This is a genomic window from Actinoplanes sp. NPDC051405 (assembly GCF_055586185.1).
Map to the genome: position 1 here is coordinate 1 of NZ_JBVJIR010000034.1, position 24,506 is coordinate 24,506.

A 24,506-nucleotide genomic window follows, 5' to 3' on the forward strand; every position below is an offset into this window, starting at 1 on the left:
AACGCCCGGTCTCATTCCGAACCCGGAAGCTAAGCCCTCCAGCGCCGATGGTACTGCACTCGGGAGGGTGTGGGAGAGTAGGACGCCGCCGGACTTAACGTTGGGGAAGGCCCACACCAGTGATGGTGTGGGCCTTTTTCATATTCGCATGGAGCCCACCTTGGGGACGGGGTGGGCTCTTCGGCGTTTCTAAAGCTTTTTCGGCCGGTGCCCGGTCAGCCCGCGGTTGGTGGCAGCTCGGACGCTGATTGCCGGTCAGGGTTGGGCCCATTGCCGGTCAGGGTTGAGGCGATACAGCGGCGATGCCGACCGTCGTGCGGGCGACGCACGGTGCCGACGTCACCCGGGCGACGTCGCCCGGGCCGACGTCACCCGCCGACGTCACCCGCCGACGTCACCCGCCGACGTCACCCGCCGACGCCACCCAGGCGACGTCACCCAGGCGACGTCACCTGGCCGGGGTCACCCGTCGACGCCACCCAGGCGACGTCACCCAGGCCGGGGCCACCCCGGCTAGACCATGGCTCGGCCAGCGTCGCAGCCGAGAGCGGACTCAGGCCGGCAAGCAGAGGAGGCCGCGGGGCAAGACGCCGGCGCGGACCGAGGCCGCGGACCAAGGTCGGTGGGGAGACGCCGGCGCCGACCGTGGCCGCGGACCAAGGTCGGTGGAGAGACGCCGGCGCCAACCGAGGCCGCGGAGCGAGACGCCGGCGCGGACCGAGGCCGCGGATTGGCCTCGGCCCCGCGGATGGGCCCCAAGAGCGTGACCTGAACAGAGCCGATCATCGCTCTTGTGCCGACGGGCTGCCGGTTGGCAGTCGCGGCGGAGCATCCCGCGCACGACTACGCCGTCACACGTAGCGGACGCGGGCACCGTCGATCGCGGTCAATCGTCGGTCGGAACGCAGGCCCAGCTGCGAACCGGGTTGTCTGACCCGTTGCGAAGCAGGGGGTGGCGTGATGGAGTCTGGCCGCGTGGTCGTGTAGTCGACGAAGGCGGTGGGTAATAGGTGAACGTGATTGTCCGGGTGGGCGCGTTCGCCGTGGCCGTGGGTCTGCTGGCCGGGTGTTCCGCTGCCGACGGTGGTGGACGGGACTACAACCCCGCCCATCAGCCTCGCTATGTCGTGCCTGACGAGTCCGACGGGGTTCCTGGTCCGGCTGCCACGTGGCCCGGGTCCGGCACCGGTCTCGGGCTGCCCGGCATCGGACAGGCCGCACCCAGCGAACCTGACCATGTCGTCCGCGGCGGGGCCGTTTCCGCGATCAAGGACAAGCCCGCGACTTTCTCGCTCGTGAACGCTGCTGACGTCGTACGGGTGACGGTTGGGGATCTTGGTCCTGATCTTTTTGAGGTCTCCACGCCGGCGGAGTCCAAGGTGGTGCCCAAGGTTGATGGTGACGGGCCTGCCGTTGTCGCCGGTTTGCGGGGCACCGGGCTCACCGGCCCGGCGCTGGTCACCGTGGTGCTCAGCGACGACGTGCGCTGGAGTGTTCGCCTGGCCGGTGGTGCCAGCGACCAGACCGTTGACCTCAAGGGCGGGCCTGGGGGCGATGTCGACTTCGCGGCCGGCACCAGCCGGGCCGAGGTGTGGCTTCCGGCCGCCACTGGCACCCAGCGGGTCGTTCTCGGCGGTGGGGCCAGCCAGCTGGTCGTCAACCTCACCGGGGCGGCGCCGGTGCGGGTCGCCGCGAAGAACGGGGCCGGCGAGGTCACGGTGGACGGGCAGACCAAGTCCGGCGTGCCCGGGGGTGCGGTGTACACCGCACCTGGCTGGGACGCGGCCGCCGACCGCTTCGACATCGACGCCACCAGCGGCGTCTCCTCCGTAACGGTCGCGCGCAGCTAGACCGATCGCCGGCGCGGTAAGTGGGATCCCTCCCGGAAAGCTGACCCGATCACTGGCGCGGGAAGTGGATCCCTGCCCGAAAGCTGACCTGATCGCCGGCGCGGGAGTGCGATTCCTGCCCGAAAGCTGACCTGATCGCTGGCGCGGGAAGTGGATCCCTGCCCGAAAGCTGACCCGATCGCCGGCGCGGGAAGCGAAATCCGTCCCCGCGCTGACCCGATCATCGGCCCGGGAGCGTGACGGTCAGCTGACCGCGGGCTGTCCGGCGGCCCGAAATCGCTGCGGTGGCACGCCTGCCGCGGTCAACCGGGTCGCCACCTCGGCGGACAGGTTCTCCATGAAGACGACGACCTGGTGGTCGTCCGCCAGGTCGCACAGCGCCGCCAAGGTCCCCAGGTTGATCGGATCCACGTCCGGCACATCGCCCAGGTCGACGATCAGGCGCGGCGGCCGAACCTTCCGGACCGTGTGCACCAGGATCTGGCGGAACTGCGCCGCGCAGTCCGTTCCCATCGGGCCGTGGGGCTGGACCACCACGCTTCCGTCCGCGTCCGTCCGGACGTCGACCGCGGTGTTCAACATCGGTCTGCCTTCCGCCACCCAGCGTTCGCCGGGCGGTCAGCGTATGACGGTTCGCGCGGCCCGTCGACCGGCTGTTTGTGCCAATCCACGAGCGGCGACGACAAGCGGCGAGGTGCTGATCCGCCCCGCAGCGGCAGAGGAAGGCAGTAAAAGAAGCGAGCCAGAAAGGAAGCGGGGAGAGGAAGGGGAGAAGGGGAAGGGAGACGGCTAGGGCAGGTCGGGGTCGCCGACTACCTTGCCGGGGTTGAAGAGGTTCTGCGGGTCCAGGGTCTGCTTCACCGCCTGCATCATCGCCAGCGCCGGCGCCTCCAGCTCCTGGCGCATTCCGCGCCGCTTCAACAGGCCCACCCCGTGCTCGCCGGTCACCGTGCCGCCCAGCCCGATTGCCGCTGCCAGGATTTCCTCGAATGCCGCCTGCGCCGCCGCCCGCGCCACCTCGTCACCCACCGGTGTCCGGATCAGCGGGTGCAGGTTTCCGTCCCCCGCGTGCGCGATGGTGGCGATCGCCACCCCGTGCCGTGCCGCGCTCTCCTCGATCGACGCGAGCATCGTCGGCACCGCCGACCGCGGCACGCAGACATCCTCGGTCAGCACCGGACCCAGCCGTTCCATCGCCGGATAGGCCAGCCGGCGCGCGGCGAACAGTGCCTCCGCCTCGAATTCGTCGGTCGACTGCTCGGCCCACTGCGCGCCCGCGTCGCGGAAGACCTGGGCCAGGGCGTCCGCTTCGGACTGGCCCGATTCTCCTGGCGTGTCGATCTGCGCCAGCAGCAATGCCTCGGCCGTCGCGGACAGGCCCAGGTGCTTCCATTCCTCCACCGCTTGCAGGCACGCCCGGTCCAGCAGTTCCAACGCTGTGGGGAGCAGACCCATCCGGGTGGTCGCGGCCACCGCGTCGCCGGCGGCGACGATGCTGTCGAAAGCCCCCACCACGGTACGGGGCGCAGCAGCGCGAGCCGGCCGCAGCCGCAACGTGACCTCGGTGACGATCCCCAGCGTCCCCTCGGCCCCGACGAACAGGCTGACCAGGTCGTAGCCGGCCACACCCTTCGTCGTGCGGTGGCCGAGGCGCACCGCCGTACCGTATGCGCCGGCCGGGCCGCCCACGACGGCCTGCAGGCCGAGCACGTAGTCGCGGGTCACGCCGTATTTCAGGCAGCACAGGCCGCCTGCGTTCGTCGCCACGTTCCCGCCGATGGTCGACCAGGGCGCGCTGGCCGGGTCGGGTGGATACCAGAGGCCGTGCGCGGCGACGGCCGCTTTCAGGTCGTCGTTGACGACGCCGGGCTGGACCACCGCGATCATGTTGTCCGGGTCGATCTCCAGAATCTTGTTCATCCGGGTCAGGTCGAGGATCAGGCTGCCGTCGACCGCGTTCGCGCCGCCGGACAGACCCGTGCCGGCTCCGCGCGCGATCACCGGGATGCCCCGGGCTGCGCACGCCGCGACGATGGCGCTCACCTCTTCCGTGCTGCGGGCGCGGATCGCGCCGACCGGCCGCCCTGCCGGGGCCCACTCGGCGTCGTCGTGGCTGAGGGAGTCGAGGACGTCCGGGTCGACGATCAGGTCCAGGCCCGGCAGGTCCGCCGCCAGCGAGCCGGTCATGCCAGGCCGGCCAGAAACTTGAGCAGTGCCTCGTTGACCAGGTCGGGTTGGTCGATGTTGGCCGCGTGGCCGCTGTCCTCGAGGATCAGGGCGGCCGCGCGTGAGTTCGTCGCGGCCGCGGCGGTGGCGTGCTCGCACGGCCACAGCTGGCTGTCGCGGCCGGCGATGAACAGGCTCGGCACCGCGACCCGGGCCACCACGTCACGCCAGTCCTGCTCGGCGTGGTCCTGCAGCAGGGGCCAGGTCTCCGGGGCGCGGGCGTCGCCCATCTGCGGCACCCGGCCCAGCGCCTCGATCAGCCGGCCCAGCCGCTGCACCGACTCGGCGACCGGGAGGCCGCGGCCGGTGTCCGGCACGCCGTCCTCGAAGAACGTGCCGAGGTTGTGCCGGGTCAGACCATAGAAGCCGTGCTGCCACACCTCGTCGTTGACCATCTTGGGGGTCTGGTCGACGGTGACGATGCCGCGCAGCCGGTCGGCGCCGAACAGGTCGTAGTAGGCCCAGATCGCGCTCGCGCCCATCGAACCGCCGACCAGGACGACCTGGTCCAGGCCGGTGGCGTCGAGGAAGTCGCGGATGTCCTTGCCGTGCCGCGCCATCCGCTGGCCGTACGCGGGATTGTCCGAACCGCCGTGCGAGCGCCGGTCCAGGCCGAGCACCCGGTGGCCGGCCCCGAGCAGGGCCCGGCGCTGCAGCTCCCAGGTCTCGGCCGAGGCGGTGAAGCCGGCGATGAGCACGACCGGCTGACCACCGCCCTCGTCGGTGTAGTGCAGGTTGACCCCGTCGCTGGTGGCGATCGTCGACATGCCTCGACACTACGGCGGGCTCACGGCACGCGCTGGAGGAACTGCCCGGGGGCCAGCGCCCGGGCGGTGATCCGGACGTCGCCGAGCCAGCCGTAGAAGCCCTGGCCGTAGCGCAGGTCGAAGGACGTGGCGCCGAGCACGAAGGGGCGGCCGAGGGTGGCGATGCCGTGCGAAGCCTCGCTCGGGTTGCGCAGGATCTTCGAGCCGTCGATCCACACGGTCGTCCGGCGGCCGTCGTTCACCACCGCCACGTGCATCCACCGGCCCACCGGCACGGCGTGGCTCCACGACGTCGGGTCGGCGTCGCGGTCGGCCGGGTAGACGACGTACTGCAGGAAGCGTTCGGGGGACACGTTGAGGCTGCAGGTCGGCTCCAGCGGCGACCAGCCGCTGTGCTTGCCGGCGTCCCCGCTGCGGCCCTCCCAGCTGAGGATGCCCATCCAGGCGTGGTCGCCGACGAACGGATCGGGCAGTTTCAGGAACGCCTCGATGGTGTAGCCACCCGTGAAGGTCATGCCGTTCAGTGCGGCGTCCGGGGCGGTGTGCAGGATCGCGCCGCGGTCGGGGCCCTTGCCGCCGTCGAAGCGGAGGCTGGCGTGGGCGGGCTGGCCCGGGTGGTGCTCGGTGGAGAGTGTCAGGACGTCGGGGCCGCTGTTCGCCAGTCGCCGTACCGTGAGGTCATTGCCCTTTCCGGTCAGGTCCCGGACCGTGGCGCCGTCGGCGACCGACTGCCCGGCCGTATCGAAACGCCAGTAGGCGGCCGTGTGGCGGTCGACGACCGCGGCGGCCGGCCGGGGCGCGGGCAGCGCGGGCGGGTCGAAGCCGGCGAACCGCTCCGCGAAGTCGATCTCCAGGCTGAACCGGTCGGCCGGGCCGGTGAGCTCGATGGTCTCCGCCGCCAGCGGCGTGCGCGCCGCCGGTCGCTCGGCCAGGAACCACGGTGCGAACGTCTCGACGTCGATGGTGTCGCGGGCGAGGTCGAACGTGTAGGTCCGGATCATCCCCGCGCCGCCGTAGTAGCGGTCCTGGTAGTTGGTGATGTGCACGTGGACGTCGTGCCCGGCGTCGTTCTTCAGCACGGTGCGCCCCGGCGGCCAGTAGTGCCCGTTGAGGGTCAGGAAGATCTGGTCGTTGCCCTTGATCAGGCGGTCCCACAGGCGCTGCCCGTGGGCGGACAGGGCCGCGACTCCGGCGTCGTCGGCGTAGGCCAGGTCGTGGGTGGTGACGATCGCCGGCACCCGCCGGTGCTTGTCCAGGATGCTCTGCGCCCAGGCGAGACCGCGGTCGGAAATGCGCCAGTCCAGGGCGAGCACCAGCCACTGCCGGCCGCCGGCCGTGAGCAGATGGGCGTTGTTGTAGCCGTCGGCCGATGCCCCGGCGAAGGTGGGCATCCGGGCGAAGCGGTGCGGACCAAAGGCATTCAGGTACGCCGAATCGCCCCGCTGATCGTCCGTGGACGAGTTCACGTCATGGTTGCCGGCGAGCACGCTGTACGGCAGCCGCCCGTCCAGCCGCCGGAAGCACTCCCCGGCCAGCCCGAGCTCCTCGGCCGTACCGTGCTCGGTGACGTCGCCGAGGTGGGTCATGAAGACGACCTCACGCTGGTCCAGCAGGTAGCGGAACGTCTCGCGCAGCGGCGCCGGGTCCGCGCTGTCGGCGTCGAAGAGGTACTGGGTGTCGGGCAGTACGGCGAGCGCGAAGCGTTCACCCGTACCGCCTCGGGTCTTGTCCGCCGCCTGGGCGGCCGATCCGGTCAGCAGGGGTACGGCCGGGGCGGCCACAGCCGCGCGCAGCAGGTTCCGTCGATCCACGGTGATCACTCTGCTCAAGTCGTGGCAACAGCCGACGTCGGCGAGGCGAAGAACGGGCGAACAGCGCTCTTGTCGCCCACCGTTCCCGTTCCCGTCACAACATCGTGGCCTGGTGGAGCGGGACCGCCACCCATCCTCTGCCCATGCGAATCGCGCTGGTCACGGAGTCCTTCCTGCCGGATGTCAACGGTGTCGCACACTCGGTCGTCCGGGCCGCCGAGCATCTCGTGCGGCGCGGGCACGCCCCGCTGGTGATCGCGCCGCAGCCGCCGCCCGGGGTCCGCGGCAGGGTCGGCGGGCTGCCCTATCCGGTGGTGCGCATCCCGTCGCTGCCGATGCCCGGTTATCCGCAGATCCGGCTCGGGCTGCCGACCCCGGCGCTGACCGCGGCGCTGCGGGCGCACGGGACCGACGTGGTGCACCTGGCGAGCCCGTTCGTGCTCGGTGCCTGGGGTGCGGCCGCCGCCCGGGCGCTGCGGGTACCGGCCGTCGCGGTCTATCAGACCGATGTCGCCGCGTACGCCCGGGCGTACAAGGTGTCGATGACCGAGCATGCCGCGTGGCGGTGGATCCGGACCGTCCACAACGCGGCGTTCCGGACGCTGGCGCCGTCGACGGAGTCGGTCGCCGCGCTGGACGGCCACGGTGTGCGCCGGGTGCACCTGTGGCGGCGCGGGGTCGATGACGTGCGGTTCCACCCGCGGCACCGCAGCGCCGGCCTGCGCCGGGCGCTGGCGCCGGGTGGCGAGGTGCTGGTCGGCTTCGTCGGGCGGCTGGCGGTGGAGAAGCAGGTCGATCTGCTCGCGGAGACCAGCCGGCTGCCGGGGGTACGGGTGGTGGTCGTCGGTGACGGTCCCGCCGCCGGTACGTTGCGCCAGGCCCTGCCCGATGCCGTGTTCCTGGGGGCCAGACACGGCGCCCAGCTGGCCCGGATCTACGCGAGCCTCGACGTGTTCGCGCACACCGGCCCGTACGAGACGTTCGGCCAGGCGATCCAGGAGGCGATGGCCAGCGGGCTGCCGGTGGTCGCGCCGGCCGCGGGTGGGCCGCTCGATCTGGTCGCGGACGGGCTGACCGGGCATCTCGTGCCGCCGTCCCGGGCCGAAGGCTTCACCGCGGCGATCGCCGGGCTGGTCGCGGACCCCACCCGGCGCGCGCTGTTCGGTGCCGCGGGCCGGGTCGCGGTCGAGGGCCGGACGTGGGCCGCTGTCGGTGACGAGCTGATCGGGCACTACGAGGCGGCGCTGCAGCCGGCCGCCGAGCGGGTGCTGGTGCCGGCATGAGACTGGTGCTGGCATGAGAATCGTGCGGCTGGCCAACTTCGTCACGGCCCGCTCGGGTGGGCTGCGGACCGCGCTGCGGGAACTGGGCGCCGGCTATCTCGCCGCCGGGCACTCGCCGGTCCTCATCGTGCCCGGCGCCCGGTTCGCCGACGTCGAGACCGAGCAGGGCCGGGTCATCACGGTGCCCGGGCCGGAGGTGCCGCGGCTGGGCGGCTACCGGGTGCTGCTCGACCGGCGCCGGGTCGCGGACACCTTGGCCCGGTTGCGGCCGGACCACCTCGAGGTCTCCGACCGGACGACGTTGCGCTGGACCGGCAACTGGGCACGGCGGCACGGCGTCCCGTCGATGATGGTGTCGCACGAGAGCCTGGACGGGCTGCTGCGGCTGTTCGGTGGCGGCAACGCGCGGTGGATGGCCGACCGGCTCAACGCGCGCAGCGCCGCCGGCTTCGACCGGATCGTGTGCACCACCGGCTGGGCGGCGGCCGAGTTCGAGCGGCTCGGGGTGCGTGACGTGGCTCGCGTACCGCTGGGTGTTGATCTTGATCTGTTCTCACCGGTCCGGCACGACCCGGCGCTGCGGCGCCGGTGGGCCGCACCCGGCGACGTGCTGCTGGTGCACTGTGGCCGGTTGTCGGTGGAGAAGCAGCCGCGGCGCTCGCTGGCCGCGCTGGCCGAGCTGCAAGCCGCCGGAGTGCCCGCGGTGCTCGTGGTGGCCGGCGGTGGGCCGCTGCGGCCCGCGCTGCAGGCGGAGGCGGCCGAGCGTGGCCTGCCGGTCCGCTTCGTCGGTCATCTGCGCGACCGGGGCGAGCTGGCCGCCCTGCTCGCCACGGCGGACGTGGCGCTGTCGCCCGGCCCGATCGAGACGTTCGGCCTGGCCGCACTCGAGGCCCTGGCCAGCGGTACGCCCGTGGTGGTCAGCGCCTCGAGCGCGTTGCCGGAAGTGATCGGGACGGCCGGGGTGGCCGCCACGACCGACGCCTCCTACGGCGCCGCGGTCCGCGCCCTGCTCGACCGCCCCGACCGCCGGATCGCCGCCCGCGCGCAGGCCGAACGGTTCCCCTGGTCGGCAGCGGTGGCCGGTTTCCTGTCGATCATCACCGCGGACCGGGCGAGCGCCGGTCGACGAGCCGCCGGTACGGCATGATGGCCGGGTGACCGGGGGTTATCTGAAGGGCCGGATCCGTCGGGAGGACATCATCACGACGGCCGTCGCCGTGTACGCGGAGGCCGGCTACCACGGCTCGTCCCTGCGCGAGATCGCCCGCCGCGTCGGCATCACCCACGCCGGCCTGCTGTACTACTTCCCGACCAAGGAGGCGCTGCTCGCCGCCGTGCTGGAGCGCCGGGACGCGCAGGACACCGAGCGGGAGCGCCTGGCCGTACCGCCCGGCCGGGAGGCCCTGGCCCACCTGGTCGCGCTGGCCGAGCACAACGTCCGGCACCCCGGCATCGTCGACGTGTACGCCCGGCTGGCCGCCGAAGCAGTCGCCGCGGACCATCCCGCGCACGACTACTTCGAACGGCACTACCGGATGGCCCGTGACTACGCGACCGCCTCGTTCCGGGTGCTGGCCGCGCGGGGCGAACTGCGCGCCGGTGTCGACCCCGAGCACGCGGGCCTGAATCTGGTCGCCCTGATGGACGGCCTCCAGGTGCAGTGGCTGTCCAACGGCAGCGCGGTCGACCTGGTCGGCGCGCTGCGTTCCTACGTCCAGGACCTGATCACCGTCCCGCTCGACTAGAGAGTCCGGGCGTAGGGATCCCAGTCGGCCGGCAGGGCGGGTGGCGTGTCGGCTGTGCTCTGCACGACCACCGGCCGCCGGTCGGCGATGGACTCCTCGATGGACTGCATCGCGTCGAGCACGTGGTAGGCGAGCGCTCCCGAGGCGCGTTCCGGCACGCCGGCCCGGATCGAGCGGGCCAGTTCGAGGACGCCGGTGCCGCGCGAGGCCTGATGCCCTTGCGGCGCCAGCTCCTGCGGGTCGCCGCCGGCCAGCAGGTGCAGCCGGGTCGGGCCGTCGAACCTGTTCGGATCGGGCAGGACGGCGGTGCCCAGCGTGCCGGCGACCTCCAGGGTGGTCCGGGGTAGCGCCGAGTCGAAGGTCAGCACCACCTGCGCGGTGCCGCCCCGGCTGAACTCCAGCAGAGCCGTGACGGTGGTCGGGACGGTGACCGGGAATTCCGTACCGGCTCGGGGGCCGGAGCCGATCACCCGGGTCTCGCGGGCCCGCCCGCCGGTAGCGGTCACCCGGCCGATCGGTCCCAGCAGCTGCACCAGCGCGGTCAGGTAGTACGGGCCCATGTCCAGCAGGGGACCGCCGCCGGTCTGGAACAGGAACTCCGGCGCCGGATGCCAGCTCTCCGGCCCGGGTGACTGGAACAGGGCCAGCGCCGTCCGCGGCACACCGATCCGGCCGGCGTCGACGGCCCGGCGCGCGGTCTGCAGGCCCGCACCGAGCACTGTGTCCGGTGCGCTGGCCACCCGCAGGTCCAGCTCGCGGGCCCGGTCCAGGAGCTTGCGGGCGGACGGACGGTCCAGCGCGAGCGGCTTCTCGGCCCACACGTGCTTGCCCGCCTCCAGAGCGGCCAGACCCACGTCGACGTGCGCGGCCGGGATGGTGAGGTTGACGATGAGCTCGATCGCCGGGTCGGCGAGCAGTTCCTGGGCCGTGCCCGCCGCCGGGATCCCGTGCTTGGCCGCCTGCTCGGCGGCCCGGGCGGTGTCCAGATCGGCGACCATGCGGACGTCGACATCCGGGAAGCTGGTCAGATTCCGCAGGTAGGTCTCGCTGATCGTGCCGGCCCCGATGACGCCGACCCGGACCGCTCCGCCGCTCACTGCCCCTCCCCGTCCTGCTGCTCGCGGTCGCGCAGGAACGCCAGGCTGGCCCCGAGCGCGGTGAAGATGTCCCCGTCGTAGCGGTCGAACTCGATGACCCGCAGGGCCTGCGGAGCCGCGGCCAGCACCTCGAGGACCGGAACCCGGCCCTGACCGGCGGGAACCTGACCGGAGCCGTCGGTGGCGAGGTCGCCGTCCTTCACGTGGATCGCGCGGACCCGGTCGCCGAGGCGGCGGAGCAGGGCCGGCGCCTCCGCGCCGCCGGCCGTCGCCCAGTACGTGTCCACCTCGAGGACCACGGCCGGGTCGAGCTGCTCGGCGAGCACCTCGAAGGCGGTCCGATCGGCGATCCGGGACTGGAGCTCCCAGAAGTGGTTGTGGTAGCCGACCGTGACGCCGTGCTCGGCGGCCACCTTCGCAGCGTCGTTGAGCCCGGCCGCGGTGGCGGCGATGTCGGCGGGGTCCTGCCAGCGGGCCGGCTCGACCATGGGGTCGATGACGATGCCGATGCCCAGTTCGGCGGCGGCGGCGAACACCGCGGGCTGGTCGATGCGCTGGTCGAGGAGCTGGGCGTGGGCGGTCGGCGCGGTCAGTCCGTGGTCCGGCAGCGCGGTGCGCAGCACGGCGAGGTTCTCCCGCACGCCGTACGGCTCGACCTGGGTGAAGCCGAGGCCGGCGAGCCGGGCGAGGGTGCCGGTGGGGTCCTGGGCGAAGGCGTCTCGGACTGAGTACAGCTGGACGGAAAGCTTGCTCATCGCTACCTCCAAGCGGTCTTCATCTTTTCTACCAGCTGGTCAAAATTGACACCAGAGAGCGCTTCCTCGATCAAGCAATCGGCATGATCCACCGGCTTTATCGCGTGTCGCTATTTCACGGCAATAAGAGAGGAATGACGGCTCCGCCAATGGGTATGAACCGGTCCTAATAGGCCGAAAGTATGAGCCCTTGTGACCGCTGGTTGAGCGCTCATCGGCCGTTCGGTGGATTAGTCGACGCGGGGAACGATTTTCGGGTTCTCTGCCTGGTATGCACGCGACACGGACTATCACCTAATCGGGTTAATGTGGACGTAGGTCCACAATTCCGGCACTGGATCATGATTCTGTGGATCTAGTAATAAACCTGCCGAGAAAAGGTGGTTCCATGAGTAAGGCAACACGAATGCTGGCCATGACCGGAATGGCGCTGGTCGCCGGTGTGACGATGGCCGCCGGCCCCGCGGCGGCGTCTTCGTCGACCGCCCAGGGAGCCACCTCCGCCAAGCAGCAGCAGGCGGGGAACCACGGCGACCGTGACCGCGACTGGGTCGCCGGCTACTACCGCACGCGCCTCCAGTGCGAGCGGGTCGGCCGGATCGGCGAGCGCTTCGACCGCTGGGACGACTACGAGTGCGAGCGCGTGCGCCGTGGCTTCCGGGTGATCTGGCGCCTCGACGTCGAGCGTAACCGTCACGGCGGCGACTGGGACAACCACAACGGTGGTGGCCACGACTGGGACAACGACAACGACCACCACGGTGGCGGCCACTGGAACAACAACCGCCCGCGTCGCTGACGCCCAGCACCAACTGACCCGACACAACGTCGCCGGCCCGCGGTCTCCGCGGGCCGGCGACGCCCTTTCCGCCCCGGAACGGCGGAAGGCCCCGGCCGGGCGGTCGGGGCCTTCCTTTTCCGGTACGGCGTTACTTGGTGATCTTCCGCGTGTAGCTCTTGCCGGCCGAGGTGTTACCGACCTTGTCGGAGCCCCAGTAGGTGACCGTCAAGGTGCCCTTCTTGACGCCCTTGAGGCCGAGACTCCAGGTGCCCCGGGCGGTCGGCGTCACGGTGAAGACCGTCGCCTTGGCCGAGGCCTTGCTCTTCGAGGAGGTCTTCACCCAGGTGCGGCCGGTGTAGTAGTACCACTTGCCGTTGCGCTGCTCGATGAGCTTCACCCGGACCCGGGCCACCCCGACGCCCTTGTCGGTCGCCGTACCCGTGATCTTCGACCAGGAGGACGCTTTGTCGGCGTGCTTCGGCACGTTGAAGGTCACGACCGGCTTGTAGGTGTCCTTGGTGACCTTGACCGAGCCGACCGTGACCGGCGTGCCGGCCCCGGCCTGGTTGAACAGCGTCACCTTGACCGTGAACGTGCCGGCCTTCGGGTAGACGTGCGCCGCGCTGCCGACGTTCGGCGACATCACCGAGGTCGCGCCGTCGCCCCAGGCCACGGAAACCTTGCTGGCCTGGCTGACGCCGCTGAGGCTGAGCTTGACGGACTGGCTCGCCCAGATCGACTTGCGGTCCAGGGCGTACCGGCCCGGCTGCGCCGCGACCACCACCGTGGACGGACCGGTGAAGCCGGCCGCCGCGGTGTTGCCCGCCTCGTCGGTCAGCGCGACCGACACCGGGAAGCTGCCCGCGGCCGCATAGGTGTGGGTCGCGGTCGTCGCGCCGGCCGCCAGGGTCTGCGGCGCGCTGCCGTCGCCCCACGTGACGACCCGCCGGATGCCCGCCGGTGCACTCACGTCGTCGGTCAGTACGGTCTGGGTCAGGGTGACCGTCTGGCCGGGCCAGAGCGCCGCCGCGTTCAGGGCGAAGGTGCCCGTCGGCGCGGTGGAGTCCGACACGCCCGCGGTCGCCCGCGGCGCCGGGTCGGCCGTGACCGGCGTGTGCGCGGCGAAGTAGCTGACCAGCATGGTCAGGTCGTTGTCGCCGGTCGTCACCTTGTTGCTGCCCCCAGCGAGGGCGGCGAAGTTGTCACCGCCGGTGGCGAGGAACGAGTTCGTCGTCACCCGGTAGGTGCCCGCCGGGTTCAGCGTGACCCCGTTGAGCTTCAGCGACGAGGCGATGATCCGCTGACCCTGCGGCTGGGCGGCGTCGTAGGAGTAGGTGAGCCCCTTCGACACGCCCAGGTGCAGCACCGGACGGGACGCCCCGGCGGGCTGCCACTGCTGCTCCAGCGCCAGCTTGATGTCGGCACCGGTCAGCGTCTGGGTGATGACGTCGTTGGCGAACGGCTGCACGGCGAACGCGTCGGCGTAGGTGACCGTGCCGTCGGTGCCGTACTTGAGGTCGGACCGGAGGCCGCCCGGGTTCATCAGGGCGATCTGCGCCCCGCCCCGGCCGGCGTCGCGGGTCTGGTCCAGCTGGACGTCGGCGATGAAGTTGCCCAGCACCGACTCGATGCCGCGGTCCTCGTTACCGGCGGCGGTGTAACCGCGCAGGATGTCCCCGGTGATCTTGCCCAGGGTCTGCTTGCCGAGCTCGGCGGCGTTGGCCTTGGCCTGGGCCACGAGGTCGGCGATCGCCGGGTCCGGCGTGACGCCCGTGACGGGGAGCAGCTCAGCCGTGGACGCGGTCACGGCCCGGGTGGCCGGGTCGTAGGTCAGCACGGCCTTGCCGAGCTTGACGCCGTAGTCCTCGGCCTGGATGACCGGCCGCGTCCGCGACGTGCCGGGGACCGGCACCTGGAACGCGTACGGCTGGTGGGTGTGGCCGCTGAGGATGGCGTCGATCTCGGGGCTGACCTGGGTGTACTTGCCGAAGACGGGGTCGGCGGCCAGCTCGGCGGCCGAACCGATGTGCTCCGACGCGGCACCCTCGTGAGCCAGCAGCACCAGGACGTCGGCCTCGCCGTTCGCCTCGTTGCCGTCGGACAGCTCGGTGGCGAGCTTGTTCGCCTCGGCCACCGGGTCACGGAACTCGACCCCGGCGATGCCGCCCGGCGCGACCAGCGAAGCGGTCTGCTCGGTGACCACGCCGATGTAGCCGACCTCGACGCCGCCCAGGCTCTGCACGGAGTAGCCCGGCAGCACCCGCTTGCCGTCCTTGTAGACGTTGGCCGCCAGGTACGGGAACTTCGCCCGGTCCTCGACCCGGCCCACCAGGTCGGCGAGGCCCTTGTCGAACTCGTGGTTGCCGACCGCGGCGACGTTCAGCCCGCCGGCGTTCAGCACGTCCAGGGTCGGGTTGTCGTTGTCGATCGCCGAGACGAACGTCGACGCCCCGATGTTGTCACCGGCGGAGACCCACGCGGTGTTCGGGTTGGCCGCGCGCAGCTGGTTGACCAGCCCGACGAGCTGAGCGGCGCCACCGACGGGCTGACCACCCGCGGTGGACGGCGACTCGAGCCGGCCGTGGAAGTCGTTGATGCTGAGCAGCTGCAGGTCGACCGGCGCGGTGAGCCCGGTCTCCAGGCCGATCACCACCGGGTCGTGGTCGCTGGCCCGGTACGGACCCGCGTCGTAGAACGGCGCGTACACGTCGTACTCGTAGGCGTACGACTCGACGGAGTTGATGTTCCAGATGTCGACGCCGGTGACCCGCTCGGCGAGCGAGGCGGTGGCCAGCCCGTGGTCGAGGGAGCCGGTCTCGCCGCCGAAGACGTACGAGTACTTGTCCGGCGCGCCGGTCGTGTGCACGTCGGTGAAGCCCTTGTCGTACAGGGCCTGCATCGGGTCTTCCCGCGTGTAGGCGTTGAAGTCGCCGAGCAGGAGCACCCGGTCGCTGCCGCTGCCGGCCTTCAGCTGGTCGACGAAGCCGGCCAGCGAGTTCGCCTGCCGGACCCGGTCGCCGTTGTACGGGCCCTGGCCGTCCCCACTGTCGACGTTGTCGCCGCTCGGCGGGGTCGAGGCGCTCTTGGACTTGAAGTGGTTGGCCACGACGGTGAAGGTGATCGCGCCCGAGGTGAACGTCTGCGCGATCGGCTCGCGGGCGTTCGACCACACCGACTCGTCGTTGATCGACCGGGCCGCGCCCTTCGGGGTGACCTTGGCCGGCTTGAAGATGATCGCCGTGGTGATGAAGTCCTGCTGAGCGGCGGCCGGCAGCTCCGCCGGCGACCGCACGTAGTCCCAGGTGCCCGCGCCGTCGACCGCGTTGAGCGCGCCGACCAGCGTCTTGAGTGCCAGCTGCGGGTCGTCGGCCTCGAACCGGACCGAGTTCTCGATCTCCATCAGCGCGATCACGTCGGCGTCCAGCGCGGTGATCGCCGAGACGATCTTCGCCTGCTGCTTGGCCAGCGCGGCCGCGTCGGTGGCGCCACGCGCCTCGCCACCGAAGTGGACGAAGTAGTTCAGCACGTTGAAGCTGGCCAGCTTGAGGTCACCGCCGACCGCGGCGGGCGCCGCGGTGCGCGGGTTGGTGTCCTTGAACGTCGTGCGGGCCGTGGGCGGGGTGGCCGCGTCGACCGGGATGGTCGGCTGCAGCCGCCACTCGCTGAATCCGAAGCCCAGGACCGCGGGACCGAACGCTTCGACGGTGTCACCCACGCGGACCGGGTCGGTCTTGGACAGGTACGGCGGGGCCAGGCCGGCCGAGGACAGGTTCGTCGTGCGCCCGTCGTCGAGCAGGATCCGGCCGAGCTTGTTCGCCGCCTTGACCTGGGCCGCGGCCTCGGTGCCGGGGCGGGCCACGTCGGTCGGCACGCGGGCCGGGGCATTGCCGGCGGCGAGCACGATCTCGCCGTACCGGTTGGTGTTGTAGACGTCGGAGACGGTGAACGCCCCGACCGGCGCGACCAGCATGCCCTCGGCGGACTCGCGGGCGTCGTCGGCCAGCGGCAGGCTCAGCGGTACGGGCGCCGGCAGCGGCGCGTCGTGCGCGCAGACCTGCACGTCGGTCTTGGCCGCGATGCTGAGCTGGGTGAACGCGTTGAACTCGTTCGCCGTGCCACTGACGCGGACCAGGTCACCGAGGGCGACCGTGGGAGCCGTGCCGGTGGGCAGGTAGACGAAGACGGCGTCCGAGGCCGTGCCCGCGGCGACCGGACGATCGCCGCCGCTGCCCGCGGTCTGCACGTAGATGCCGTTGTAGCCACCGGTGCGGTGGTCGGCGGTCACGACGCCCTCGACGGTGACCCGGGTGCCGGCCAGCGTGGTGGCGGCGCCGGTGCCCTGCACCTGGGCAATGGTGTGGTCGACCGCGACGGTGCAGCCCGGCGCGGGGTCCGGATCGGGATCCGGGTCCGGCGCGGCGGCGTTGCGCACGCCGAAGGTGTTCGCCGCCGATGCCTTCCAGACACCGTCGATCTTCTGCAGCGAGTCGGCCGCGGTGGTGCTCTGTCCCTCGGAGACGCCGATGTCGGCACCGGTGGTGCCGGCCGCCGGCCCGCCGGTCGCGGGGAAGGCTCCCTCGTAGGTGAGGAACTCGGCGACCGCACCGGCCGGGTTCACCAGGGCCACGCCGTCCGGGCCGTTCTGGATGCCGTCCACCGGATACCGCTGCACGACCACACCCGCGGCCGGCACGGTCCCGGCGAGCGTGTCGGTGTCGTAGACCACGCCGCCGTTGCCGTTGTAGAGCACGATCTGCCAGCCGGACAGATCAAATCCGGCGGGCGCCTCGATCTCGACGGCCTCACCGCTGTCAGTGCCGGAATTGTCGTAGTGAATTTCGCTGATGAATGGTTCCGCCACCGCTTCCGCCGCGCGTACCGGCGTTGTTTCCGCGGCGCGGGTCGGCGCTTCCGCGGCGTGAGCCGGACCGGTGAGACCGAGGCCGAGGGTGGTGGCCACGAACGCCGCACCGAAAGCGTGCCGCCCTGACCGGGATCGCGGAGCGACCCCGGCTGCGGGCATGTATCGACGCATTGAATTTTGTCCTTCCAAGGTGCTGATCGCCGGAGCGTAAGCAGGTCCAATGACGATCAACGCTCGTTCAGGTAACGAACAGGCATACGAGTCGACACCCGAGCACGAGCATGCCTCACGTATAGTCGCCGCCGATCACCGCAGCACACTTTCTCGACACGGGGGATTCTGCATGTTCCTGTTCCACCGCAAGGCTTTGACGGTCGCCGGCGTCACCGCGGCGGCGGTCGCCTCGACCACGCTCTTCGCGATGCCCGCCCAGGCGGCGTCCGCGGGCGCGGCGAAGGTCGTCGGCTCCTCGGCCGTGCAGTTCAACGCCCTGCTCGGCAAGAGCAACGGGCTGACCATCACCATCTCGGGCCGCACGGTCACGCTGGATGACAAGGTCGCCATCAAGGCCGGCAAGGGCTGCAAGGCGGTCAAGGGCGACAAGACCAAGGTCAAGTGCAAGACCAAGAAGAAGACGTCGCGGCTCAGCGTCGCCCTCGGTGACAAGAACGACTGGGTCGTCAACAAGACCTCCGTCTACATGCTCGCCGACGGTGGTTCCGGCACCGACAAGCTCACCGGTGGCTCGGCTGCCGACCAGCTGCAGGGCGGCACCGGCAACGACAAGCTGTACGGCAAGGGCGGCATCGACACGCTCTTCGGCGGCTCGGGCAACGACCACCTGGCCGGCAGCACCGGCAACGACCGCATCGACGCCGGCCCCGGCGCCGACAAGGCCTACGGCGAGGCCGGGAACGACCTGATCCTGGGCGGCTCGGGCAAGGACCTCCTGTCGGGCGCCGCCGGCAACGACGAGATCGCGGGCGGCTCGGACAACGACACGATCGCCGGCGCGGCCGGCAACGACGTGCTCGTCGGCGACGCGGGCAACGACAGGATCATCGCCTCGACCGGCGACGACATCCTCTACGGCGACGCCGGCAACGACACGATCGCCGGTGACGCGGGCAAGGACATCATCTTCGCCGAGGCGGGCAACGACAACATCGCCGGCGGCGACGGGGACGACATCCTGTACGGCAAGGCGGGCAACGACACGATCGCCGGCAACAAGGGCGACGACATCCTGATCGGCGAGGACATCGTGTCGGGCCGGCCGTACGGCAGCGACGCGGCCCTGGACCGGCTCGACGGCGGCGCCAACGCGACCGCGCTGGGCGACTACTGCCTGGCGCTGGCGGCGGCCACCGTGCGGAACTGCGAGGCCACTGCGGAGTCTGCTTCGGCGCGTACGGCTGCTCCGGCCGCACAGCTCGAGATCGCCCGGCAGGCCCAGACCCGGGCGGCCACCGCCCGGGCGGCGGTCAAGTAACAGCACGCACTGACGGACGGCCCGATTGCGCGGGATTTACCCCCCGCTTGATCGGGCCGTCTTCCGTGTACTGGTTTCGGGTGAATTCCGGTGGCATGCTGGCTTCGGAAAGCGGCCGGAGGTGCGCGGTGGAGACATCACCCCAGCGGGACGGGGCAGGCGACACCCCCTCAGCCGTGCGCGTTCTCGTCGGGGCCTACCTGCGGCAGTTGCGTGAGGACAGTGGCCTGACCAGGGCCGAGGCCGGCGCTCCGCTGCACCTCGCGGAGCCGGCGATCACCGGCATGGAGCTGGGCCGGGTCCCCCTCGAGGAGCCCGACGTCCTCGCTCTGCTGTCGCTCTACGGCATCCACGACGCTCACGAACGGGCAGCCCTGCTGGCGCGCGTCCGCGAGGCCAACGCGCCGGGCCGCTCGCATTCCTACAGCGACGTGACACCGAACTGGTTCCAGCGGTACCTGAGCCTGCAAGCGCGGGCGTCGCTGATCCGGACCTACGAGGTGCAGTCCGTGCCGGGCCTGCTGCAGACCGAGGCGTACGCCCGGGCAGTCGTCCCACGCCGGGTACGGCAGCGGCTGGCGCAGCAGCAGGTGCTCAACCGCCCCGACCCGCCGAAACTGTGGGCGCTGGTGCACGAGGCGGCACTGCGGCGCCCGGTCGGCGGCAGGGCGGTGCTGCGCGACCAGTTGGAGGCGCTGATCACCGTCGTGACCAAGTCGCCGAACGTACGGCTGCAGGTGCTGCCCCTGGCCGCGGGCGGGCACGCGACGGCCGGCGGCTCGTTCACGATCCTGCGGTTCCCGGAGCCGGACCTGCCGGACATGGTCTACCTCGAACAGCTCACCAGCGCGCTGTACCTGCACAGCCGCGCGGACATCGACTTCTACTTCCACGCGGCGAACCGCCTGTTCGTCGAGGCCGCGCCGCTGCGGGACACCGCCGGGATCCTGGAACGGATCATCGACGACCTGCACACTCCGCAACGGACCCGCACTCCACAACGGACCCGTTCTCCACGACGGACCCCACCGAACGAAGGGCATCCTCGATGACCGACGGACAGGCACCGCAGATCGACACCACCGTCCCGCAGACGGCCCGGGTCTGGAACTACTGGCTGGGCGGCAAGGACAACTACGCGGTGGACCGTGACCTCGGCGACCAGATCGCCAAGGAATACCCGATCATCGTCGACATCGCCCGGGCCGACCGCGCGGTGCTGAACCGGGCCGTCCGCTACCTGGCGGGCGAGGCCGGCGTCCGGCAGTTCCTGGACATCGGCACCGGCCTGCCGACCACGAACAACACCCACGAGGTGGCCCAGGAGGTGGCCCCGGAGTCCCGGATCGTCTACGTCGACTACGACCCGCTGGTGCTGGTGCACGCCCGGGCACTGCTGACCAGCGGCCCGGAAGGCGCGACGGACTACATCGACGCGGACCTGCGCGACACGGAGACGATCCTGCGGGAGGCGGGGCGCACTCTGGACTTCACGAAGCCGGTCGCGCTGATGCTGTCGGGGATCCTGGCGCATCTGCCGTCGGCCGAGGAGGCGGCGGCCATCGTGCGAAGGATCATGGACGCCTTGGCGCCGGGGAGCTATCTGGTGGTGGTGGACGGGACCAACACCAACCCGGAGCTGAACGAGGTCATGAAGATCTGGAACGCTACGGCGAATCCGCCTTATGCGATGCGGAGTCCGGAGGAGATCGCCGGCTATTTCGAGGGGCTGGAGCTGGTGGAGCCGGGTCTGGTGGATGTGACTCGGTGGCGGATCGAACCGGGGGAGACGCGGCCGCTGCACAACTTGGTCGGGGTGGGTCGCAAGCCTGCCTGACGTCGGGCCGGGCGCCGGGGAGAGGGTTGCCACTGCTCCCTGGAGCGGCCGCCGAGCACGGCGAATGTGATTGAGAAAACGACTCGCCGATCAGCAGCAGCACGATCACCGCGATCACATGCGACGTGATCAGCACGATCCGAAGCGGTTCGCGCTCTCCCCGGCGAGCGTTGTAGATGACCCAGCCCAGCCCGCCGAAGACCCCAGCGACCCGGTGTCCAGCAGGCCGGCAGGCCGGCAGGCCGGCAGCGATCATCGTTTCGGTCCACGCCCGGTTGCAGCTCTGCTCGCCGGAGAGCACCGAAAAGAAGAAGCTGTCCAGGAGCAGGACGAAGAACGACGGCAGCATGAGAACGTACGGCTAGGAGTCGTTCTCCCGTGGTTTTTGCTACCCGAGCATTCCAGTCCAGGTGGCTGCAGTTGTCCACGCGGGCCCCCAACGTTTCTCCGTAGGAGAACGAACGTTGCTCGATGTGGCAGTCCAGCGGACATCCGCCGATCATCCATTAAAAATGACGCGCGAAAGCCGGACAGCGGGACAGGCGCGAAGCCTGCACCGATTCCACTGATCGGACTATCACCGCCACCACCGGACGGCGCAAACAATCCGATCAGGAACGCGCCGCGTGCCCGACCGGCCGATGTGGAGGGACGCGTTTCGGGTCAACCATGTGCCTCGGCGACGCCGGTCGCCGGCTGACATGGGCCACGAAAGGTGGGAGACATCGCGTGCTGGTGGCAGCGGAACCCGCGGACCTGCCCGAGATCGCCGGCTACTATTCGCAGCTCGCCGGGGTGCTGGCGGGCTTCTCTTTCGCGGCCCTGGTCGCGGTCGCGACACTGCGGCCCGACATCGGCGCACCCACCGCCTTCCAGCGCAGCCTGGCGCCGTTGACGAGCGCCTTCGCCGCCCTCATCGCGTCCAGCCTCAATTACGCGGTGATGACGGGGGAACGGGCCGGCACCCCGCGCGTGGCAGTCCTCCAGGCGATTTCCGGCATGGGATTCAGCGTGGCCGGCATCATGCTCTTCTACTCCGTTCTGGTTCTGCTCAGCGATCTCTGGCGGGACAAGGGCCTGGTCGCCCTCGTGCTCCTGCGCAGATTGACGGTGTACGTGCTGCCGCCACTTCTCGTGCTCCTGATGTGGGGTGGAGTCCGTGATCACCTCGGTCAGAAGTACGGTCCTGACGTCGGCTTCGTCGCCGCGGACTGGGTGGCGATCGGTGCACTGGCGACGACCGTCATCGCGTGCGTATCCTTCCGCTTCCTCCCCTCAGAGGGCAGGGACGACCAGGGCGCCGCGTCCGACCGGATCGATTCCCGGCTGTCCGGAGCCGGCGCCGGTCTGGCGTTCTTCTCCCTGGTTTGTTCGGCCACGCTGATCTCACTGACTCCTGCGGACGCCGTGCTGCCGGACGCCCTGCCGGTCGTTGCCTTGCTCCTGGGCGCGGCCTTCAGCGTGGGAGTCGCCTATGCCGCCAGCGAGCGCCGCGCCGCTGTGGCGGCCGGAGATTCCGGTTCACCTTTGCCGGACGAGCCGCCCGAGCCGCCGGAGGGGAGCGGGCCGGCGACCGCCGTCGCGGAGAAGAAAGAGATGACCGAGCTGGAGCCGTTGAATACCGTGGTCCTGGCGCGGCGTTCGATTGAGATCTTTCCGCAGGGCTACCTGATGAACATCAGCATCATTCAAGGCGTGGCCCTGAGCGTGATCACGGTCGAGACGGTGAAATATTTGAAGGCGGCCGAGAGCGGTCAGCTCGCGCCAGCCATCGCCCAATCCGCTCTGAGCCTCGCCGGTCTGATCATTGTCTCGTACGAATATTTGTGGTTCAGCACGATCCTGCGCTGGACACCCACCTTCCGAGACACCGCCATCCCCGTGGTTCTCGGTGTTACGGAGATCATTCCCTCGCTGCTGCTCGACAGCGGCATGGCCTGGTGGATCGCGACAGCGGTATTCGCGCTGTTCGGCGCCGCGGCGTTCACCAACACGAACACCCGCCTCACCGAGCAGATGTTCGAAGGGGAGGGTTCAACTCCCCATGCTCTGGTGCGCCGGCTGCTCCGCGTCTGCGCCGCCATCTGTCTCGTCACGTCCGGTTTCGCGGTGGCGGTCGCGGTCCTGGTGCAAAGACTCCCGGAGCATGCCGCATGGATCTCCACCGCCGGCGCGTCGACGGTCGTCCTGCTGAGCGTCGTGGTGATGGCCGGCTACAGCGAGAACGTGCTGAACAAGGTGTACGCGGGCTTCGGGATCAGGCGCCGTCCGCCCGCGTTCAAGTGGATGCGCGACGTCCTACACCGTGATTGATCCGGGTCGGATCACAGGCACGGCGGGGTGTAGCGGTGGAAGCGCATGCCCCGGAAGGTCAGCTCGTTCGGGGTCTTGCCGACGAAGACCAGGCCGCGAGCCTCACTGATCGCCTCGGCGAACGAGTGGGCGGGGGCGCCGAGCTCAGGCACTGCCGTCCACGCCTCGGGCCGGAAGCTGAAGAACCTGGTCACCGTCCGCCCGTGGGTCGAGGGGATGGCGGTGGCCCATTGAGCGCCGCCGCTCCAGTGCGACGCGGGCCGTAGTTGCACGTACAGGTCGTCGGTCGCGCTGTAGGTCAGCCAGAATCCCCTGGATCTCGACAGGTCGACCTGGGCCTCGAACTGGTTGGCGAGCCAGACGACGACCACGTGCCATTCCGCGTTCAGGAAGGTGACTTCGGCTTTGTAGCCGGTGCGGGTGGGCACGAGCAGGCTGCCGGTCGCTGGGATGGTGGTGCCCTCGCCGCTGGCCAGCCATTGCTGGAGGCGATCGATCGACGGGGTCGCACACTCGTGGGTGCTTGGGGATGGTTGGTGAGCGTTCGCGGCTGTGGGGGCGATGAGCAGGCAGGCGGCGAACGCCGCCAGAGATGACCTCATTGCCACCGACAGTCGCTGCATGGACAGCCTCCCCGCTTCAGTTAACCTTGTTAAAGGTTGTCTGGCGGCTCAAAGGAAGTCAAGGGCATCGATGCCGTTCGGGTCGAGGCTTCGCCCGGGTGCTTGGCCAGCCACAGCTCCAGGCCGTCGAGCACCCGTTCGAAGGGGGCGGGGACCGGCCGGCATTACTCGGTCGGCGGAGGACCGGCTACCCGTACACGGAACGCGTCCGCAGAGGCAAGGATCGCCCCGATGTCGAACGCGGCTGGCGCCTCGTCAATGCTGGAGACCGGCGAACCGTTACCGGTGAACCACTCCTCGACCTGCCCTGGTGCGAACACCGCGGCCAGCCGTGCGGTCTCGCTGCGCACCAGATAGCTGTGCGCGACACCCCGCGGCCCGTAGGCGGCCTGCCCCGGCTCCAGGTCGAACGTCTCGTCGCCGACGAAGAAGCGGATTTTCCCGTCCAGGACGATCCAGACTTCCTCCTCGCCCTCGTGCACATGCATCGGTGGCGCGTGGCCGGCCGCGTCGGTGAACTCGACGACCGACAGGGTGCCGCCGGTGGTCTCGCCGGGCACGAGCACGCGGGCCTGCCCACCGAGGAACCAGAACGGGGAGCCGGCTTCCGGCAGCGTGGTCATTTCTTTCCTTTCAGGAAATGAAGCAGTAGGCCGGTCATCTGGGCCGGGTGCTCTTCGTAGACCCAGTGGCCGGAGTCGGCGACGGTGATCGGGGTGACGTGCCGGGCATACTCGGCGGCCTGTTCACCGACCAGCGGCCCGAGGCTGCCGGACGCGCCGATCGCGAGTACCGGCATGGTGAGCTTGATCTTTCGATTGCGCGCGTTGTCCGACATGTCCTGCGGCAGGGTGCGGAACCACGCCAGGCTCGCCCGCAGGTGGCCGGGTTCGCGCAGGTGCCCGGCGAACACGGCGACCTCCGCCGGAGTGATCGAGCCTTTCTTGACCTCGAGGTTGTCGATGAACTTGTCGATCCACAGCGCCTCGCGGCCCTGAATTACTTCCTCGGGCATGCCGTTGGCGAGAGCGAAGAAGCCGAAGTGCCATGCGCCGGGCCCGT

At 70.5% G+C, this 24,506-nt stretch carries 19 protein-coding genes and 1 rRNA gene; 10 read left to right on the forward strand and 10 right to left on the reverse strand.

The window, feature by feature from the left end; translation table 11 throughout:
- Together rrf and ACZ6S4_RS42970 are read left to right on the forward strand one after the other, a co-directional pair.
- Nucleotides 1-94: ribosomal RNA gene (rrf, locus tag ACZ6S4_RS42965) — 5S ribosomal RNA — on the forward strand; the annotation flags it as partial.
- 916 nt (nucleotides 95-1,010) lie between these two features.
- Nucleotides 1,011-1,850: a hypothetical protein gene (locus ACZ6S4_RS42970; protein ID WP_465480398.1), complete on the forward strand. Its 840-nt coding sequence runs from the start codon at nucleotides 1,011-1,013 to the stop codon at nucleotides 1,848-1,850.
- Between the two features lie 243 nt (nucleotides 1,851-2,093).
- Here the strand turns inward: ACZ6S4_RS42970 and ACZ6S4_RS42975 are convergent, their stop codons facing one another.
- From ACZ6S4_RS42975 to ACZ6S4_RS42990, 4 genes are all read right to left on the reverse strand, one after another.
- Entirely contained in the window at nucleotides 2,094-2,432 is a 339-nt protein-coding gene (locus tag ACZ6S4_RS42975; RefSeq protein ID WP_465480399.1) for an STAS domain-containing protein, read from the reverse strand.
- A 207-nt stretch (nucleotides 2,433-2,639) separates the two neighbouring features.
- Complete coding sequence (locus ACZ6S4_RS42980) at nucleotides 2,640-4,037, reverse strand: FAD-binding oxidoreductase (RefSeq protein WP_465480400.1); 1,398 nt, start codon at nucleotides 4,035-4,037, stop codon at nucleotides 2,640-2,642.
- Nucleotides 4,034-4,843 (reverse strand): alpha/beta fold hydrolase, encoded by an 810-nt coding sequence (locus tag ACZ6S4_RS42985; protein ID WP_465480401.1) that lies wholly within the window; start codon nucleotides 4,841-4,843, stop codon nucleotides 4,034-4,036. Before ACZ6S4_RS42985 ends, ACZ6S4_RS42980 begins: the two co-directional genes overlap by 4 nt.
- Before the next feature lie 20 nt (nucleotides 4,844-4,863).
- Nucleotides 4,864-6,654, reverse strand: coding sequence for a LamG-like jellyroll fold domain-containing protein (locus tag ACZ6S4_RS42990; RefSeq protein WP_465480402.1), 1,791 nt, complete (start codon nucleotides 6,652-6,654; stop codon nucleotides 4,864-4,866).
- A gap of 143 nt (nucleotides 6,655-6,797) precedes the next feature.
- On the opposite strand from ACZ6S4_RS42990, the gene ACZ6S4_RS42995 reads away from it, so the two are divergent.
- Genes ACZ6S4_RS42995 through ACZ6S4_RS43005 form a run of 3 tightly spaced genes read left to right on the forward strand, consistent with a single transcriptional unit; the run spans nucleotide 6,798 to nucleotide 9,682 of the window.
- Entirely contained in the window at nucleotides 6,798-7,937 is a 1,140-nt protein-coding gene (locus tag ACZ6S4_RS42995) for a glycosyltransferase family 4 protein (protein ID WP_465480403.1), read from the forward strand.
- 13 nt (nucleotides 7,938-7,950) lie between these two features.
- Nucleotides 7,951-9,084, forward strand: coding sequence for a glycosyltransferase (locus tag ACZ6S4_RS43000; RefSeq protein ID WP_465480404.1), 1,134 nt, complete (start codon nucleotides 7,951-7,953; stop codon nucleotides 9,082-9,084).
- A 7-nt stretch (nucleotides 9,085-9,091) separates the two neighbouring features.
- Entirely contained in the window at nucleotides 9,092-9,682 is a 591-nt protein-coding gene (locus ACZ6S4_RS43005; protein ID WP_465480405.1) for a TetR/AcrR family transcriptional regulator, read from the forward strand.
- On the opposite strand, the gene ACZ6S4_RS43010 is transcribed toward ACZ6S4_RS43005, so the two are convergent.
- A complete protein-coding gene (locus ACZ6S4_RS43010) occupies nucleotides 9,679-10,779 on the reverse strand; it encodes a Gfo/Idh/MocA family protein (RefSeq protein ID WP_465480406.1) in 1,101 nt (366 codons plus the stop codon). The genes ACZ6S4_RS43005 and ACZ6S4_RS43010 overlap by 4 nt on opposite strands.
- A complete protein-coding gene (locus tag ACZ6S4_RS43015) occupies nucleotides 10,776-11,534 on the reverse strand; it encodes a sugar phosphate isomerase/epimerase family protein (protein ID WP_465480407.1) in 759 nt (252 codons plus the stop codon). Before ACZ6S4_RS43015 ends, ACZ6S4_RS43010 begins: the two co-directional genes overlap by 4 nt.
- Nucleotides 11,535-11,922: 388 nt before the next feature.
- Between ACZ6S4_RS43015 and ACZ6S4_RS43020 the strand changes: the two genes are divergently transcribed.
- Nucleotides 11,923-12,333 (forward strand): hypothetical protein, encoded by a 411-nt coding sequence (locus ACZ6S4_RS43020; protein WP_465480408.1) that lies wholly within the window; start codon nucleotides 11,923-11,925, stop codon nucleotides 12,331-12,333.
- Between the two features lie 130 nt (nucleotides 12,334-12,463).
- Here the strand turns inward: ACZ6S4_RS43020 and ACZ6S4_RS43025 are convergent, their stop codons facing one another.
- The gene (locus ACZ6S4_RS43025) at nucleotides 12,464-17,275 is read right to left on the reverse strand and encodes an ExeM/NucH family extracellular endonuclease (RefSeq protein ID WP_465480409.1); all 4,812 of its coding nucleotides are present in this window, start codon (nucleotides 17,273-17,275) and stop codon (nucleotides 12,464-12,466) included.
- Between the two features lie 247 nt (nucleotides 17,276-17,522).
- Here ACZ6S4_RS43025 and ACZ6S4_RS43030 point away from each other — a divergent pair, with 247 nt between their 5' ends.
- The 4 genes from ACZ6S4_RS43030 (at nucleotide 17,523) to ACZ6S4_RS43045 (ending at nucleotide 22,821) form a co-directional block, all read left to right on the forward strand.
- On the forward strand, nucleotides 17,523-18,671 hold the full coding sequence (locus ACZ6S4_RS43030) for a calcium-binding protein (protein WP_465480410.1): 1,149 nt from the start codon (nucleotides 17,523-17,525) through the stop codon (nucleotides 18,669-18,671).
- Between the two features lie 95 nt (nucleotides 18,672-18,766).
- Nucleotides 18,767-19,723 (forward strand): helix-turn-helix domain-containing protein, encoded by a 957-nt coding sequence (locus ACZ6S4_RS43035; protein WP_465480411.1) that lies wholly within the window; start codon nucleotides 18,767-18,769, stop codon nucleotides 19,721-19,723.
- Nucleotides 19,720-20,508 carry an SAM-dependent methyltransferase gene (locus ACZ6S4_RS43040; protein WP_465480412.1) on the forward strand — a complete coding sequence of 263 codons (789 nt, stop codon included), beginning with the start codon at nucleotides 19,720-19,722 and terminating at the stop codon, nucleotides 20,506-20,508. Before ACZ6S4_RS43035 ends, ACZ6S4_RS43040 begins: the two co-directional genes overlap by 4 nt.
- 729 nt (nucleotides 20,509-21,237) lie before the next feature.
- On the forward strand, nucleotides 21,238-22,821 hold the full coding sequence (locus ACZ6S4_RS43045; RefSeq protein ID WP_465480413.1) for a hypothetical protein: 1,584 nt from the start codon (nucleotides 21,238-21,240) through the stop codon (nucleotides 22,819-22,821).
- An 11-nt stretch (nucleotides 22,822-22,832) separates the two neighbouring features.
- Here the strand turns inward: ACZ6S4_RS43045 and ACZ6S4_RS43050 are convergent, their stop codons facing one another.
- The 3 genes from ACZ6S4_RS43050 to ACZ6S4_RS43060 form a co-directional block, all read right to left on the reverse strand.
- The gene (locus ACZ6S4_RS43050; RefSeq protein WP_465480414.1) at nucleotides 22,833-23,423 is read right to left on the reverse strand and encodes a hypothetical protein; all 591 of its coding nucleotides are present in this window, start codon (nucleotides 23,421-23,423) and stop codon (nucleotides 22,833-22,835) included.
- Between the two features lie 185 nt (nucleotides 23,424-23,608).
- Nucleotides 23,609-24,067: a cupin domain-containing protein gene (locus tag ACZ6S4_RS43055; RefSeq protein WP_465480415.1), complete on the reverse strand. Its 459-nt coding sequence runs from the start codon at nucleotides 24,065-24,067 to the stop codon at nucleotides 23,609-23,611.
- Nucleotides 24,064-24,459: an alpha/beta fold hydrolase gene (locus ACZ6S4_RS43060; protein ID WP_465480416.1), complete on the reverse strand. Its 396-nt coding sequence runs from the start codon at nucleotides 24,457-24,459 to the stop codon at nucleotides 24,064-24,066. The genes ACZ6S4_RS43055 and ACZ6S4_RS43060 overlap by 4 nt, the downstream gene beginning before the upstream one ends.
- Nucleotides 24,460-24,506 lie beyond the last annotated feature (47 nt).

Coding starts and splice junctions, on each gene's coding strand:
- ACZ6S4_RS42975 (WP_465480399.1), bottom strand. CDS start 2,432: ATGTTGAACACCGCGGTCGACGTCCGGACGGACGCGGACGGAAGCGTG.
- ACZ6S4_RS42980 (WP_465480400.1), bottom strand. CDS start 4,037: ATGACCGGCTCGCTGGCGGCGGACCTGCCGGGCCTGGACCTGATCGTC.
- ACZ6S4_RS42985 (WP_465480401.1), bottom strand. CDS start 4,843: ATGTCGACGATCGCCACCAGCGACGGGGTCAACCTGCACTACACCGAC.
- ACZ6S4_RS42995 (WP_465480403.1), top strand. CDS start 6,798: ATGCGAATCGCGCTGGTCACGGAGTCCTTCCTGCCGGATGTCAACGGT.
- ACZ6S4_RS43000 (WP_465480404.1), top strand. CDS start 7,951: ATGAGAATCGTGCGGCTGGCCAACTTCGTCACGGCCCGCTCGGGTGGG.
- ACZ6S4_RS43015 (WP_465480407.1), bottom strand. CDS start 11,534: ATGAGCAAGCTTTCCGTCCAGCTGTACTCAGTCCGAGACGCCTTCGCC.
- ACZ6S4_RS43020 (WP_465480408.1), top strand. CDS start 11,923: ATGAGTAAGGCAACACGAATGCTGGCCATGACCGGAATGGCGCTGGTC.
- ACZ6S4_RS43030 (WP_465480410.1), top strand. CDS start 17,523: ATGTTCCTGTTCCACCGCAAGGCTTTGACGGTCGCCGGCGTCACCGCG.
- ACZ6S4_RS43035 (WP_465480411.1), top strand. CDS start 18,767: ATGCTGGCTTCGGAAAGCGGCCGGAGGTGCGCGGTGGAGACATCACCC.
- ACZ6S4_RS43040 (WP_465480412.1), top strand. CDS start 19,720: ATGACCGACGGACAGGCACCGCAGATCGACACCACCGTCCCGCAGACG.
- ACZ6S4_RS43050 (WP_465480414.1), bottom strand. CDS start 23,423: ATGAGGTCATCTCTGGCGGCGTTCGCCGCCTGCCTGCTCATCGCCCCC.
- ACZ6S4_RS43055 (WP_465480415.1), bottom strand. CDS start 24,067: ATGACCACGCTGCCGGAAGCCGGCTCCCCGTTCTGGTTCCTCGGTGGG.
- ACZ6S4_RS43060 (WP_465480416.1), bottom strand. CDS start 24,459: ATGCCCGAGGAAGTAATTCAGGGCCGCGAGGCGCTGTGGATCGACAAG.